This window comes from Actinoallomurus soli (assembly GCF_024055715.1).
In the GTDB taxonomy this organism is placed as follows: domain Bacteria; phylum Actinomycetota; class Actinomycetes; order Streptosporangiales; family Streptosporangiaceae; genus Actinoallomurus; species Actinoallomurus soli.
This window is the reverse complement of the sequence record NZ_JAMXMV010000005.1, coordinates 179189-193873: the sequence shown is the minus strand read 5'-3', so window position 1 is coordinate 193873 and position 14685 is coordinate 179189. Positions and strand designations below refer to the sequence as shown.

At 73.7% G+C, this 14685-nt stretch carries 12 protein-coding genes; 4 read left to right on the top strand and 8 right to left on the bottom strand.

The genetic code is table 11. From position 1 onward, the window contains the following. Window positions 1-113 precede the first annotated feature (113 nt). The 3 genes from NDW01_RS15215 to NDW01_RS15205 are packed head-to-tail and all read left to right on the top strand — an operon-like array spanning window position 114 to window position 3695. A complete protein-coding gene (locus NDW01_RS15215) occupies window positions 114-1328 on the top strand; it encodes a M23 family metallopeptidase (protein ID WP_252820998.1) in 1215 nt (404 codons plus the stop codon). Further along, window positions 1315-2220 (top strand): hypothetical protein, encoded by a 906-nt coding sequence (locus NDW01_RS15210; protein ID WP_252820995.1) that lies wholly within the window; start codon window positions 1315-1317, stop codon window positions 2218-2220. Before NDW01_RS15215 ends, NDW01_RS15210 begins: the two co-directional genes overlap by 14 nt. Further along, window positions 2217-3695 carry an NADH-quinone oxidoreductase subunit NuoF family protein gene (locus NDW01_RS15205; protein ID WP_252820993.1) on the top strand — a complete coding sequence of 493 codons (1479 nt, stop codon included), beginning with the start codon at window positions 2217-2219 and terminating at the stop codon, window positions 3693-3695. The genes NDW01_RS15210 and NDW01_RS15205 overlap by 4 nt, the downstream gene beginning before the upstream one ends. Window positions 3696-3726: 31 nt before the next feature. Here NDW01_RS15205 and NDW01_RS15200 read toward each other — a convergent pair whose 3' ends face one another. The 5 genes from NDW01_RS15200 to NDW01_RS43805 form a co-directional block, all read right to left on the bottom strand. After that, window positions 3727-4200 carry a MarR family winged helix-turn-helix transcriptional regulator gene (locus NDW01_RS15200; protein ID WP_252820991.1) on the bottom strand — a complete coding sequence of 158 codons (474 nt, stop codon included), beginning with the start codon at window positions 4198-4200 and terminating at the stop codon, window positions 3727-3729. Window positions 4201-4238: 38 nt separating this feature from the next. Beyond that, the gene (locus NDW01_RS15195; RefSeq protein WP_252820988.1) at window positions 4239-4436 is read right to left on the bottom strand and encodes a hypothetical protein; all 198 of its coding nucleotides are present in this window, start codon (window positions 4434-4436) and stop codon (window positions 4239-4241) included. 75 nt (window positions 4437-4511) lie between these two features. Further along, window positions 4512-5528: an ROK family protein gene (locus NDW01_RS15190; RefSeq protein ID WP_252820986.1), complete on the bottom strand. Its 1017-nt coding sequence runs from the start codon at window positions 5526-5528 to the stop codon at window positions 4512-4514. A 174-nt stretch (window positions 5529-5702) separates the two neighbouring features. Beyond that, window positions 5703-6548, bottom strand: a complete 846-nt coding sequence (locus NDW01_RS15185) for an SAM-dependent methyltransferase (protein WP_252820984.1) — start codon at window positions 6546-6548, stop codon at window positions 5703-5705. Further along, on the bottom strand, window positions 6545-9577 hold the full coding sequence (locus NDW01_RS43805; protein WP_252820982.1) for an FHA domain-containing protein: 3033 nt from the start codon (window positions 9575-9577) through the stop codon (window positions 6545-6547). Before NDW01_RS43805 ends, NDW01_RS15185 begins: the two co-directional genes overlap by 4 nt. 276 nt (window positions 9578-9853) lie before the next feature. Between NDW01_RS43805 and NDW01_RS15175 the strand changes: the two genes are divergently transcribed. Next, window positions 9854-11467, top strand: a complete 1614-nt coding sequence (locus NDW01_RS15175; protein ID WP_252820980.1) for an MFS transporter — start codon at window positions 9854-9856, stop codon at window positions 11465-11467. A gap of 209 nt (window positions 11468-11676) precedes the next feature. Here the strand turns inward: NDW01_RS15175 and NDW01_RS15170 are convergent, their stop codons facing one another. From NDW01_RS15170 to NDW01_RS15160, 3 genes are read right to left on the bottom strand one after another with little or no spacing between them, the layout of a single operon-like run. After that, a complete protein-coding gene (locus NDW01_RS15170; protein WP_252820978.1) occupies window positions 11677-12798 on the bottom strand; it encodes an alpha/beta hydrolase in 1122 nt (373 codons plus the stop codon). Between the two features lie 5 nt (window positions 12799-12803). Beyond that, window positions 12804-13889 (bottom strand): alpha/beta hydrolase, encoded by a 1086-nt coding sequence (locus tag NDW01_RS15165; protein WP_252820976.1) that lies wholly within the window; start codon window positions 13887-13889, stop codon window positions 12804-12806. Beyond that, window positions 13889-14431, bottom strand: coding sequence for a hypothetical protein (locus tag NDW01_RS15160; RefSeq protein WP_252820974.1), 543 nt, complete (start codon window positions 14429-14431; stop codon window positions 13889-13891). Before NDW01_RS15160 ends, NDW01_RS15165 begins: the two co-directional genes overlap by 1 nt. Window positions 14432-14685 lie beyond the last annotated feature (254 nt).

The window sequence follows — 14685 nt, the reverse complement described above, 5'->3', positions numbered from 1 at the left end:
GTCTCCATGACGATTTTTCATGTTTTCGACACTTTAAAGGCCCCCGGCCTCCTACACTCCTCACGCAATCCGGTTTCGATCACTAATGCGATCGTCCTTGGAAGGGCAGGTCGATGCCGAGGACGCACCGAAGGCAGGGACGGCCCGGCCCCCCACGGCGCCGGAGGCTGACGGCGTCGCTGGGCGACAGGATCTCCGCCCTGGGCGGAGTGGTCGTCGTCGCCGTGGGCCTCGCGCTGGCCGCCATCGTCGAGCAGGCCGTCATGCCGCCGGCCGCCCGGCACCCGGTCGCCGACCGCCGTCCCGTACACGCCGGGCGCTCCCACCGGCCACGTCCCGCGCCGTCCCCCTCCCTGCCGTCCCGTGCTCCGGTCAGCCCGGCCGTCCAGCTCAACAAGAAGGTCGAGACGGTCGTCCTCGCCGAACGCAGCCACACGGTCCGCCAGGACTACGGCGTCGGCACACTGTCCGCCCCCATCGTGCGGCTGAGCCGGATGGACCACACGCGCACCTGGGCGTTCGGCACCGAGACGATCCCGCCGCCGCGCGGGATGGCGGTCATGCCGGAGTCCTCGCTCTACGTCGCGCAGCGCACCGGCGCCGGCTGGCAGGTGGCCCTGGCCGGCACCCCGCGGTTCACCACGCTCCTGCGGAAGGCGCCCGCCTCGGTCGTGCCGGCCGGCGAACGCCCGGCGCTGGAGAAGTTCAGCGGCACGGCCGACACGCCACTGGACACGGGCCTCATGCTGCCCTGGGGGGTCGGGCAGTCCTGGACCCTCCTGGCCACGGACAAGGGCGTGTCCGGCTTCGACGGCGGGGACGGGCGCGTCCTCGCCCCGGGCGACGGCCGGATCTACCGGCTCTGCTCCTCCGCGGCCGGCCACGGGCTCGTGCTCCTGATCCACCCGAACGGCCTGGCCACGCAGTACTACCAGCTGTCCGACGTGACGAAGGTGCGCGACGGCAGCCTCGTGAAACGCGGCGACTACCTGGGCAGGACCGGCACGGAGCAGCCGTGCGGCGGCGGGGAGGCGCCCCAGCGGATGGTGCGGTTCGCGATCGGCGACGCGACCGGCACCATGCAGCTCGACCACTTCCAGCTGGGCGGCTGGACCCTGCGCGAGACGGCGGCGGCGACGTTCGCCGAGCGGGCCGGCGTCCGCGTCGACGCGGGCAACCCGCTGCTGAACTTCGGGGCCGTGTCCGCGTCCCCGACCCCCGCACCGTCCAAGAGCCCCTCCCCCAGCCGCACGCCCAAGCCGGGCGGGCCCAGCACGCGCGTCCCGAACGTCCCCCTGCCCGGTGGGAGCCCCGATGGCGTCCTCTGAGCGGACCGCCGCCTCCCGCCACGCCCCCAGGGAGCCCGGGGCGCGGCGGAGGCGGGCGCGGCGCCGTCCCTCCCGAAGACCCGGGCGGACCCGGGCCGCCTTCCTGACCCTGGTGCTCCTCGCGGTGGTCCTGGTCGTCGGCCGGACCTCGTGGGGAGCGGCCGAGATCGAGCGGCTGCGGCGGTTCCTGGAGTTCTACGTCGGCGTGTTCACCCTCCTGGCCGCGACCGCGGCGGTCGTCGCCGGGGTCGTCGCCGCACAGCGGATCCTGCCGATCGGACTGCGGATCCTCGCCCAGGGCGCCCACCGCGCGACCGCGGTCATGGCCGTCGGCTTCCTGGTCGCCCACATCGCCTTGAAGGTCATGGAGGCCCACGCGACGGTCCTCGACGCGTTCCTGCCCTTCACCGGCCACGGCCGGCGCGCCGTCCTGGTCGGCCTGGGCACCATCGCCGGTGACCTGCTGGTCGTCATCGTCGCCACCGGCGTGCTGCGCGGCCGGTTCGTCACCGGTCCCCGTCCGTGGCTGTGGCGCACGGTGCACGCGCTCGCGTACGTGATGTGGGCCGCGGCGCTCGTCCACGGTCTGGCGGCCGGCCGTACGCCCAAGGCCTGGGTCACGTGGAGCTACATCGTCTGCGCCGCGCTGGTGCTGGTCGCGGCGACGGGCCGGCTGCCGCGCCTGGCCCGTGACCGCCGCATGCTGCGCGCCCGCAGGGCCAGAGGAGACGGCCGGGTCACGGGGGCCGGGGCGCGCCACGGCGCCGCCGACCCCCGTGACCGGGTCAGCGCGGACGCCCGGGCGGCCGCGGAGACCGGCGACCTGCCCGACGAGCAGTTCTGGGCGGCGTTGCGCGCCGAGACCTCGCCCTGGCTCGGTGACCGGCGATGAGGGACTTCCGGTACGTGGGGCCGCCGCGCCTCGGCCGTGGTCTCGACCGGCATCAGCGCATCGACCAGACCGCCCACCGTGAGGTGCACGGGGAGTTCCGGCGGCGCAGCGTGCGCGAACTGCAGGCGATGGCCGCGCAGGTCGACCTGCGCGGCCGGGGCGGCGCGGCCTTCCCGTTCGCGCGGAAGCTGAAGGCGGTCGTCTCGGCGGCCCGCCGGCAGGACGCCCAGACCGTCGTCCTGGTCAACGCCACCGAGGGCGAGCCGGCCAGCGCCAAGGACAAGCTGCTGATGTCCCGCGTTCCGCACCTCATTCTCGACGGGGCGATGCTGGCCGCCCTCGCGCTCGGCGCCCGCGAGGTCGTCATCGGCGTGACCGACGGCGGCCGGGCCGGCCGGTCCATCCGCAGCGCGGTCGTGGAGAGCAACCTCGGGGGCTTCATCCGCGTCGTCCGCCTGCCGGAGCGGTTCGTCACCGGTGAGGGCGGCGCGCTGGTCAACGGGGTGAACGGCGCGCCGGCGCTGCCCCCGGGCCGCAAGGTGCGGGCCGCCGAACGCGGCGTCGACGGGCTGCCCACCCTGCTGTCCAACGCGGAGACGTTCGCCCAGCTCGCACTGCTGTCCCAGCTCGGCCCGGACCTCTACGGGGCCATCGGCACGGCCGAGGAACCGGGCACCGTCCTCCTCACCGTCTGGGGGCCCGGCGGGCGGCCCGTCGTCGTCGAGGCCCCGGCCGGCACCCCGTTGTTCCAGGTGCTCGACCTGTGCCGGGCCGACGTCGGCCAGGGCGTCCTGATGGGCGGCTACCACGGCGCCTGGCTCACCCCCACCGCCGCGAACCGCGCCCGCGTCTCACGCGAGGACATCGCCCGGGCGGGCGCCAGTCTGGGGGCCGGCATCATCCTGCCGCTCGCCCGGGACGTCTGCCCGCTCGGCGAGGTCGCCCGGGTCGCCGTCTACATGGGCATGGAGACCGCCGGGCAGTGCGGTCCCTGCCGCCTGGGCCTGCCGGCCCTCGCCCGGTCGCTGCGCGCGCTGGCGGAGGGCGACTCACGGTCCGAGGCGCTGTCGGCCGTGCGGCAGGGCATGCAGGTCGTCAAGGGCCGCGGAGCCTGCCACCATCCGGACGGCACGTCGCGCTTCATCGCCTCGGCGCTCGAGGTCTTCCAGGAGGACGTCGCCGTCCACCTGTCCTCCGGGACCTGCGGCCGCCCGGTGCGCGGGCTGCTGCCGATCGACGGCGAGGAGGTGGCCGCGGCGGAGGAGTCCGAGGACACCGGGCTGCGCCTGACGGTGGACTGGACGCGCTGCGCCGGGCACGGACTGTGCGGGCACCTCGTCCCCGACCTGGTGAGCCTGGACGAGCACGGCTTCCCGGTCGTCGAGAGCAAGTCCGTGCCGCGGCGCCTGCTACGGCAGGCCCATCAGGCGATCGAGATGTGCCCCGCCCTCGCGATGCGCTTCAAGACGCCCTGACGCCCGCCCGTGCTCCATGAGATCGGCTCGCTCACGCCTCCGGAGATCCGGCGGTGTCCAGGTGGTCGGCGAGGGTCTGGCTGATGGCGCCGAGCCACCGGACCTGATCGGCGTCGAGCGCGTCGAACAGCGCCCGCCGTACGGCCTCGACGTGGCCCGGCGCCGCGGCGGCCAGCGCGGCGTACCCCTCGTCGGTGAGGACGGCGAGCTGACCGCGCCGGTCGGTGGGGCAGTCCTCCCGGCGCACCCAGCCGCGCTCCTCCAGCCGGGTGATCGCGTGGGACAGCCGGCTCGGGGAGACACGGGTGCCCTCGGCGAGCACGGACATCCGCAGCGTGCGGCCGGGCGTCTCCGAGAGGCGCACCAGGATCTCGTAGTAGGCGTGCGGAATGCCCGAGTCGCGGCGGAGCTGGGCGTCGATCTCGTCGAGCAGCAGACGATGGGCGGTCAGGTACGCGCGCCAGGTGTGCTGCTCGTCCGGGCTCAGCCATCGCGTCTCGCTCATCCCGGCGAGTCTAGTCACGTGCTTGAGCCTTCAACCGGTTACGGCGGAGGGCCCTCCTCGGTCAGGTCGCCCAGCGCGATGCCGTGCCGCCGCAGCAGCCGCTCCAGCTCGGCCAGGCGATAGCAGTAGCCGTCGCCGACGAGGTAGCCCCGCCGGCTCACGCGATAGCAGGGACGGTCGCCGAGAACGATCGCCTCGATCACCCAGCCGCCTGCCGCGCTCCAGCGTCCCGCCATGCCGCAAAGCGTAGGTGACCTGCGACGATGCGCGGGACTGCTCCTGCGGCAGGCGCCCGTCACGCCGGGAACGCGCTACCGCGGCAGGGCGTCGCGCGCGGCGATCGCGGCGCCGCGCGCCCCCGCCATGTCGAGGTCGGGCACCAGGGAGAACCGCGCGGCGCGGGCCTGCTCCTCCCGCAGCACGGTGTGCTCGCGGACCTTGCCCAGGAACCACTCCCGGAACCTCGGGCCGGTCTCGACGACGCCGCCGCCGACGAAGTACGCGCCGGGGTCGGTGAAGTTCGCGGCGATGGTGAAGAGGCGGCCGAGCGCGATCGCCTGCTGCTCGAAGATCTTGAGCGCGAGGGGGTCGTCCTGTTCGGCGTAGCCCCGCACGAGCTTGGCGGCCTTGCCCGGCGGCTCGTCGGCCAGCGGGTGCCCCTCGAACCTCGTGAGCCAGTACGGCAGGAGGTTGTTGGCGATCCCGGTGAGCGAGGCCACGCTCTCGGCGTCGGCGGAGAAGCCGCAGTTGCAGGCGGGCACCGGCTGCCCGTCCTCGAGCAGCCCGTGCATCGGGATGTGGACGTGCCCGAGTTCGCCGGCCATCCCGGCGGCGCCCTTGACGACCTTTCCGGACTCGACCACGCCGCCGCCCAGGCCGGTGCCGACGATCGCGGACACGGAGGAGTGCCGGGACGCGTCGGCGCCGAAGTGGGCGTGGTGGGCGTACAGCGCCGCGGCGTTCCCGTCGTTGTTGTAGACGACGGGCAGTCCCAGGCGCTCCTCGAGGGCGGCGCGGATGTCGAAGCCCCACCACTCGGGCTGGGGGAAGTTCGTGGCGCCCTTGCTGGAGATGACACCGGTCGCGCTCGCCGGGCCGGGGGTGTCGAGGCCGACGGCGCGGACCCGCGCCGGATCGGTGCCGGTCACCTCCAGAACCCCCGCCAGGGACGCCGCCAGGGCCTCCACGGCGACCTCCGGCCCTTCGAGCACCCGGCTGGGAGTCTCCACGAGACGGTCGACGAGGAAGTTCCCCGAGGCGTCCAGCACGGTCGCGTTATTGCTGGTACCGCCGTTGTCCAGTCCGACGACCACCCACGTGTCCGGCATTCCGCATCCCCTTTCGGCCCCATGATGGTACGGCTCACGGCGACGCGCGCACCGTGAGGGGCCTGATCCGGCCGCGGGTCGTCCGTCCGTGCTCGGTCGGCCCCGGCCGGCCGCGGCCCTGGTCCCGAGGTCGCTCGGGACTCCTTCCGGTCCGCCGGGGTCGACCCGCCGGGGTCAGTGATCGGGGTGGGTTCCGGCGGGCGCCTTGACCGCGACGCCGCCGTAACCCCAGATGTTCCGGATGGCGCGTTCCAGCACCTCCGTGGGCTCCCCGTCGGGGTTCCAGGTGGCGGTCAGGCCCGGCTCGACCAGCTCCAGGCCGTCGAAGAACCGCAGGATCTCCTCATGGGTCCGCATGTTCATCGTGGACGTGGCGTTGGCCCAGCCGGCGGAGGCGGCCAGGCCGGTCTCCGGATCCGGGTCCAGGGACGCGTGCGTCAGCATCAGCATGCTGCCCGGCGCCAGCCCGTCGCAGAGCCTCTTCACCACGCCGTACGGGTCCTCGTCGTCCCGCAGGAAGTGCAGCACCGACACCAGCATCAGCGCGACCGGCCGCTCGAAGTCGAGGACATCGCGTATCTCGGGAGCCGCCAGGATCTTCTCCGGCTCGCGCAGGTCGGCCGCCACGATCGTGACCCGGTCCTGCTGCTCGCGCGAGAGGAGCGCCCGCGCGTGGGTCAGCACGATCGGATCGTGGTCGACGTAGGCGACACGGGCCCCGGGGGCGAGCTCGTGGGCGACCTCGTGCACGTTGCCGGCGGTCGGGATCCCGGTGCCGATGTCGAGGAACTGGGTGACGCCCCGTCGGATGGCGTACCGGACCGCGCGGCGCAGGAACAGCCGGCTCAGCCGGATGCTCTGCGGCATGTCCGGCATCGCCTCGAGGACCTTCCGCACGGCCGCCCGGTCGACCGCGAAGTTGTCCTTGCCGCCCAGCAGGTAGTCGTACATGCGGGCCGTGTGCGGCACCGAGGTGTCGATGCCCGGATGCGAGCCCGTTCCGCGCGGGTCCGGCGTCACTTCCGCATGACCTCCGGCTCCTGGCGGCGGAGCATCCGGGCGACCAGGAAGGACAGCACGACGACCTGCAGGACCATGATGCCCATGTCCAGGCTCCAGGTGCCGAGGTCCTGCTTCCAGAGGGGGTCCGGCGGGGTGTCCCGGTGCGGGATCAGCTGGCCCGCGTTCAGCGTTCCGGCCATCGCGGCGAGCGCCCATCGGGCGGGCACCAGCCACGAGATCTGCTCCAGCACCGGCTTGCCGTCCAGGTGGACGAGGGCACCGCAGAAGACGACCTGGACGAGCGTCGACATCACCAGGAGCGGCATCGTCATCTCGCTGGTCTTGACCATCGCCGAGATCAGCAGGCCCAGGGTCATCGCGGTGAAGGACAGCAGGGCGATCGCGAGCACCAGTTCGGTGAGCGGAGTCGTGAGCACGCCCTTGTCGTGCGTCTTGACGCCGAGCATGGCCACCAGGGTCAGCACGATCCCCTGGCCGATGGTGATCAGGCCGAGCACGAGCAGCTTCGAGGCGAGATACGCGGATCTGGACAGTCCGACCGCGCGTTCTCGCTGATAGATCGGTCTTTCCTTGACGAGCTCGCGCACCGCGTTCGCGGCGCCGGTGAGACAGCCGCCGATGCACAGGATGAGCAGGAGGTTGGCCGCCTGACCGTTCGTGCCGGGGCGCGCGAGCAGGTCGCCGGTGGGCACCACCCGGGCCAGCAGGCCCATGATGATCGGCAGCAGCACGGTGATGCCGAGGAACATCGGGTCGGCGGCGATGCCCCGCACGTAGCGGCGGATCAGCGTACTCAGCTGCTCCGGCCATTTCTGCGGCTTGGGCGGCGGCTGGTACGAGGCGACCGGCCCGGTCTGCGGCGCCACCGGCTGGACCAGCTCCGCCTGGACGTACCGCTGGTGCTCGGCGGACCGCAGGTAGCGGCCGCCCCAGTCGATGGACGGGTCGTCGAACGCCTGGAAGACGTCCGCCCAGTCGTCGAAGCCCAGGAACGGCAGCGCCTCCTTCGGCGGGCCGAAGTAGGCGATCCGGCCGCCCGGCGCCATGACGAGCAGGCGGTCGCAGATGTCGAGGTTCGCGACGCTGTGGGTGACCACGGCGACCGTGCGGCCGTCGTCGGCCAGGCCGCGCAACATCTGCATCACCGACTTGTCCAGGCCCGGGTCCAGGCCGGAGGTCGGCTCGTCGAGGAAGAGCAGCGACGGCTTGGTCAGCAGCTCCAGGGCGACGCTGACGCGCTTGCGCTGGCCGCCGGACAGCGCGGAGACCTTGTTGTCCCTGCGGTGGTCCAGGGCGAGTTCCTTGAGGACCTCGTCGACGCGCGCCTTGCGCTCGCTCTGCCGGGTGTCGTCGGGGAACCGCAGCTCCGCGGCGTACAGGAGCGCGCGGCGCACCGTCAGCTGGGTGTGGAGGATGTCGTCCTGCGGCACGAGCCCGATCCGGGAGCGCAGCTCCGCGTAGTCCCGGTACAGGTCACGCCCGTCGTACGACACCATGCCCTGGTCGGCGGGGCGCAGGCCGGTGAGCGCGCGCAGCAGCGTCGACTTGCCCGAGCCGCTGGGCCCGATGACCGCGACGAGGCACTTCTCGCCGAGCGGGAACGACACGTGGTCGAGCAGCACCTTGCCCTTGTCGACGGTGACGGTGAGGTCGTGCGCGCTCAGGCGCACCGCGCCGGTGTCGACGTACTGCATGAGGACGTCGTCGACGAGGTGGAACGTCGAGGGCCCGATGCCGATGATGTCCTGCGGCCCGATCGGCGCGCGCTGCACCTGCCGGCCGTTGACGTAGGTGCCGCTCCGGCTGCCCAGGTCGACGATCTCATACGACCCGCCGTTGGAGCGCAGTTCGGCGTGCTGGCGCGAGACCCGCAGGTCCGCGACCACCAGGTCGTTCTCGGGGCCGCGGCCGATGCGCACCACCCGCGAGCCTTCGAGCCTGCGGATCTGCGTCGGCTCGCGGTACTGCCCGCTCATCGTCTGCACGATCGGCGACCGCGGCCGTGGGCCGGGTCCGGGCTGACCGGCCGCGGTCGCCGCGCCACCGGGCCCCGGAGCGGGGCCTGGGCCGGCGGCGGGCGGAGCCTGGTACGGGGCCGGGGCGGGGCCGGGGGGAGCCTGGTACGGGGCCGGGCCGCCGCCGTATCCGGGGGGCGTCTGAGGGGCGGTGCCGCCGTACGGCGCGGCCTGCCGGTCGGGTGCCCCGCCGGGGTACGGACCGGGCCGGCCCGTGGCGGACGGATCCACCGTCGGGGCGTTCTGACCGGGGTACGCCTCGGGCGCGGGCGGGTACCCGTGCGAGCCGGTCCCGCCCGCCGGGGCACCCGGGGAGACGGGCGGATAGGCGTGGGGCGCGGTCCCGCCCGCCGGGACACCCGGGGAGACCGGCGGATAGACGTGGGGCGCGGTCCCGCCCGCGGCGGCCTGCGGAGGCGGCGGGTACTGGCCGGGGACGCCCGGCTGCGACGGGCCGGCGGGCGGCACCCCCTGCCAGGAGGCGTCCTGCTGGTACGGCGCCGCGGGGCGGGGGGACGGCTCGGAGACGGGCGGACGGCCCGGCGCGGGGGCGCCGCCGCCCTGGGTGGCGGGCGCGGCGCCCGGAGACCCCGGCGGCAGGTGCCCGGGGCCGGCGGGCGAGCCCGGGAGACCGGCGGGCGAGCCCGGGAAACCGGCGGGCGAGCCTGGGGCGGCCGAGCCCGGTCCCATGGCGCCCGGGCCGGCAGGGGGCTCGGCTTGGGCGGCCCGGAAGACGAGCGGGACGCCCTCCGCCGGGTGGCCGAGGCGGACCTGGCTGCCGGAGGCGACGACGATCCGCTGGATCCGGTGGCCGTCCTGGTAGGTTCCGTTGGCGCTGCCGTTGTCCTCAAGAAGCCACTGACCGGCTTCGAAGCGAAGGATCGCGTGCGTCCGGGAGACGCCGTCGACGGCGATGACGATGTCCGATCCCGGATCCCGGCCCACGCGGTAGGCGCGTCGTGGATCCAGAGCCACCGAAGTGCCGTTGCCATCCACGAAAAGCTGAGTCACGAAACCGCCTTCCCGTCACTGCCCCGTAAGCCGGGTGGAGCGGCTCTCCGCACGCGTGCCCCCTGGCCGAGGCTAAACACTAGGGCTTCGCCGACAAACGCTGCAATGTTTCGCAAAACTGGGACGGATCACCTTGGGAGCGATATGCCGGGGAGGACATTCATCTCACATTCGCGCGCCTGATTTGCCCCCGAGCCGCGCATCCTCGATCATTGACCGAATGTCCCCCGAGCCTCAAGCGTCTCACCAGGCGCATCCGGAGAGTGCCGCCGGGCGATGACCACCACCCTGCAGCCGGCCCCCAGGGCCGACGTTCCACGTACCCGCCGCGCGACCCATCGGCGATGGCTGTTCCATCCGATCGTGGTCGCGACGGCCGCCGCGGCCGTCCTGCACCTGTTGTGGGCCAAATACGCCGCGACCGACGGCGGCGACCTCGCCGCGCAGTACGCCTGGACGCGATTCGTGGGGCGTCATCCCGGCTCCGCGTACGACTTCGCGTGGTACGGCGGCATGCACCCGATGTCCTACAGCGTCATCTCGCCGTACCTCATGGCGCTGATCGGGGTGCGCACGGCCGCGGTCATCGCCGGCACACTCTCCGCCGCCCTCGTCGCCCTGCTGCTCGTCCGCTCCGGCGTCTCACGCCCGCTGGCGCCCGCGCTGTGGGCCGCGTTCTCCCTGTCCTGCAACGCCGCGTCCGGCCGCGTGACCTTCGCGCTGGGCGTGTTCTTCGGGCTGGCCGCCGTGACGGTGGTGTTCGTGACGCGCGGCCCTCGCGCGCTCCGAGCGGTCGCCATCATCGGCCTCGGCGTGCTGGCCACGCTCGCCAGCCCGGTCGCGGGCCTCTTCCTCGAGGTGGTCGCCGGCGCGTTGTTCCTCACCCGGCGCCGCCCGGCCGCGTACGCGGTGGCCGCCGGTCCGCCGGTCGTCGTGGCCGGCTCCGCGCTGCTCTTCCCCTTCCAGGGCGTCCAGCCGTTCCCCTGGTACCTCGTGGTGGCGCCCGTCGTCGCCTCGGTGGCCCTGGTCGCGTTCGCGCCGCGCGAGTGGCGGACCGTGCGCCTGGGAGCGGTGGTGTACGCGATCGGGACCCTCCTCACCTGGGTGATCCCGTCCCAGGTGGGCAGCAACGTCGACCGGATGGCACTGCTGTTCGGCGGCACCGCGCTGCTGGCCGCGGCGCTGCACCGGCGCACGGCCGTCCTGTTCGTCGCCTTCGCGGCCACGGTCGTCTCCCAGGTGGCCCGGCCGGTCTTCGACCTCGTCAACACCGCCGCGACCGTCGGGCACACGACGAGCCTGGTCGGCGAACTGCGCCGGGTGCGCGCCGACCAGAGCCGGGTCGAGGTCGTGCCCGAGCGCACTCACCTGGAGGCGTCCGAGCTCGCCTCGCAGATCAACCTGGCGCGCGGCTGGAACCGCCAGGCCGACGTCCAGCGCAACGCCCTGTTCTATGACGGGACGCTGAACCCGGACACCTACCACGCGTGGCTGCGCCGCTGGGCCGTGGGCTATGTCGTCCTGCCCTCCGCACAGCCCGACTGGCAGGCCATCGACGAGGCCCGCATCGTCCGCTCGGGCCAGCCGTGGCTGCAGCCGGTGTGGCACAACCGGCACTGGCGGCTGTACCGCGTCACCGACGCCGTCCCGCTCGCCGACCCGCCGGCGACCGTGAACCACGCGCTCGACAACGAACTGGACGTCACGGTCCCGGCCACCGGCTCCGTGCTGCTCCGGGTCCCCTGGTCGCCGTGGCTGGCGGTCCTCGACGGCCGGCCGGGCTGCCTGGCGAAGGCCGGCGACTGGACCCGGCTGTACGCTCCCACCCCCGGCCGCTACCGCATCGGCGCTCCGTACCGCCTCCCCCGCGGCTCCTCCTGCCCGAGCTGAACGACGCGCCGGTGGCCCGGCTCCTCGGCCGCACCGGCGCCCGGGGCTCCTGGGAGCACGCCGACACCCCGGGGTCCGGATCGCGCTGACACCCCGGGGTTCCTGGGAGCACGTCGGCCATCCCGGGTCCTGGGCCGCGTCGGCGCCCGGGTTCCCCGGGTTCCCGGATCGCGCGGTGCCCGGACGAACGAGGGGCGCCGGCGGGCGGGTCACACGCCGAGGCGGCCGCTCAGCCAGCGGAGCGCGGGGGTGAGCTCGCGGTTCCAGACGCTGAAGTGGTGCCCGCCCGTGGGCAGGGTGATCGAGGCGACGCGCATCGGGGGACGGACGAGCGCGATGAACCGCCGGGTCGCCTGGTAGTCCTTCTCCCCCACCCGGCTGGTCGTGACGAGCACGTCGACCGGCGGGGCGGGCAGGTGCCGGAGCCGCCAGTCCAGGTCGTTCTCGTTCCGGTACGCCGGGCTCCCGCCGTACAGATCGCCGGTGGTGATGTCGCGCAGCGCCTTGTAGTAGCCCGAGAGTGAGATCGCCGCGGCGAAGCGGTCCGAGTGGCGCATGGCCAGCTTCAGCGCGCAGTAGCCGCCGGTGGAGTCCCCCAGCGCGCTCCATCCGGCCGGCGCGGGGGCGGTGCGGTACGCCGCCTGGACCGCGGCGGGCAGGTCCCGCGCGAAGAACGTCTCGGCGAGCGGGCCGTTCGGGACGTCGGTGCACTCCGTGTCGCGCGGCGGGGTGACCATGGGCCGCATCATGACGAAGATCATCGGCTTGATGCGGTGGGCGGCGATCTCCTGGGCGGCGGTCTGCGGGAGCCGGAGGCGGGTGACGAGGTTCTGGGCGTTCCCCGGGTAGCCGGTGAGCGCCAGCGTCACCGGGAACCGGCGGGTCCGGTCCTGGAAGTACTGCGGCGGCAGGTAGACGTAGGCCAGGGCGGTGATCCCCGACCGCGCGCCGTGGATCGTCACCGCCTCCAGCCGCCCGTCCTGGGCGGGCAGCCGATGGCCGTCGATGAAGGCGTCGTGCACCGGGACGAGCAGCGGGTCCGGTCCGTCCGGGCCGCTCCCGCCCTGAGGACGGTGGCCGGCCGGATCGCCGGTGCCGCTTCCCGCGCCCCCGGACATGCCCAGCAGGTCGCCCCACGACCCGTAGAAGGCGAAGTACGCGTTGGCGACGGTGAGCAGGGCCGCCAGGAGGAGGACCTGGGAGACCAGGAGCAGGCCCACCCGCGCCGGGAGCACGCGTCCGGCACGGGGCGCGGCCCACACCACGCCGGCCAGGGCCGCCAGGGCGAGGACGCAGATGAGGAGGATGAACGGGGTGCCGGTAAGGCCCATTGACGTCAGTTCTCCGGACTCAGCCGGCCGCTGAGCCATCGCAGTACGGCAGGAAGGTCCCGCTGCCAGGTCGGGAGCGCGCCGCCACCGTGGACGGTGAGGGAGTCGGCGCTCGTCGGCGGGCGGACCAGTGCGGTGAGCCGCCGCGCCGCCTCGCCCGTGCCGCCGGCGGTGAGGACGAGGAGGTGCGCCGGGGGCGGCGGACGGTGGCCCAGCGTCCAGAGCAGGTCGTTCTCGTGCTGGATCGCCGTGCTGCGCCCGTACCGGTCGCCGTACAGGTCGCCGGGCGGAGCGCCGTACGACGACGCGGCGGAGGCCGCCGCGGTGAAGCGGTCACCGTCCCGCAGGGCGAGCTTGGCCGCGCAGTAACCACCGGACGCGTCGCCGATGACGCCCCAGCCGGGGCCGTCCTGCGCGACCCGGTAGGAGGTCGCCACCGCCATCGGCACGTCCTCGGCGAAGAAGGTGTTCGCCTGCTGCCCGCCGGGCACGTCGACGCAGGCGCCGACCGGGCTCATGAGGACGTACACGGTCGGCTGTACCGCGCCGCCGGCGATCTGACCGGCCGCGACCGCCGGCAGGCGCAGCCGGGTGAGCGTGCCCCGCACGTCCGCCGTGAGGACGAGCACGACGGGCAGCCGCCGATGGCGGTAGGCCCGCCGGGTGTACTGCGGGGGCAGGTACACGTAGCCCGTGGCCGTGACGCCGGAGCGAAGGCCGTGGAAGACCACCGCGTCCAGGCGCCCATCCTTCGGGGACAGGGCGCGCGACAACGCGTCGGAGGTGGGCCGCAGAGACGGCTGCGCGGCGGCGGGCGGCGCGGCCACGGCCGCTCCCCCGACGACTCGCACCCGGCTCTTGTCCGTGCCGAGCAGGTCGGCCCAGGACCCGAAGAAGCCGAACGAGGAGTTCACCGCCACGAGCACCGCGAACACCACGATGGACTGGGCGCCCACCACGAGCCCCGCCCGCGCCGCCACCTGTCGCGGACCGCGGCCCGCGACCCGGGGCAGCAGGACGACGCAGGCCGTGAACGCGACGAGGCCCAGGACGCCGAGAAGGACGGCGAACGGGCCGTCGGTCAGACCCATCAGGACACCTTCCCCGGCCCGGTGATCGGGCGCAGCCGCGTCCGGCGGGCTCGCGCGACGAGACGCCGTACCGGCCCTTCGAACAGGACGTAACCGATCAGCGTGACCGTGGACCCGACGACGGCTCCGCCCGCGATGTCCTTCAGCGGCACGCCGCCGACGGCGAAGGTCGCTGCCATGATCAGCGCAGCGCCGGCCGCCACCAGTCCCAGCCGGCGATGGACGAGGACCAGGCCGGCGGCGGTGGCCGCCGCGACCGCCACATGATCACTCGGCGCGGGAAGCTCGGCCGTGTGCGCCGTCGCCTCGTGCGGCACCGGCAGCCGTACGGTCGGCATCTCCTCGATCGGCTGGTTGACCAGCACGGCGGCGATGACGCCCAACGGCGCCCAGATCGCCGCGGCCATGACGGCGGCGCGCCGGCGCCGGGCCGTCCACCAGCCGCCGACGAGCAGGGCCGCGTACAGGACCGGTCCGAACGTCGCCCAGCCGACCAGGGCCAGGTGCGCCAGGTGACCGCCGACCGAATGAGCGTTCAGCATGTGTTCTTGCTCCCGCGGGAGCGTTGATCCAATCCCCTCGACATCGCTGCGGACAGCGTAGGAATCGGATGGTCAGCACTCGTTCAACGCCTGGTTAGCGGAACGCTCACCTTTCTTCCAGTCGCCCTGGATGCGGCGCTCGGCTCCGGGTGCGATCGTCTCTCCGGCACCGGGCAACGCGGTAACAATGATCACCCACAGCAGTCACGTTGTACCATTCAGGCAGTGAGACCCACGGCGGCCGCCGGTCGAGT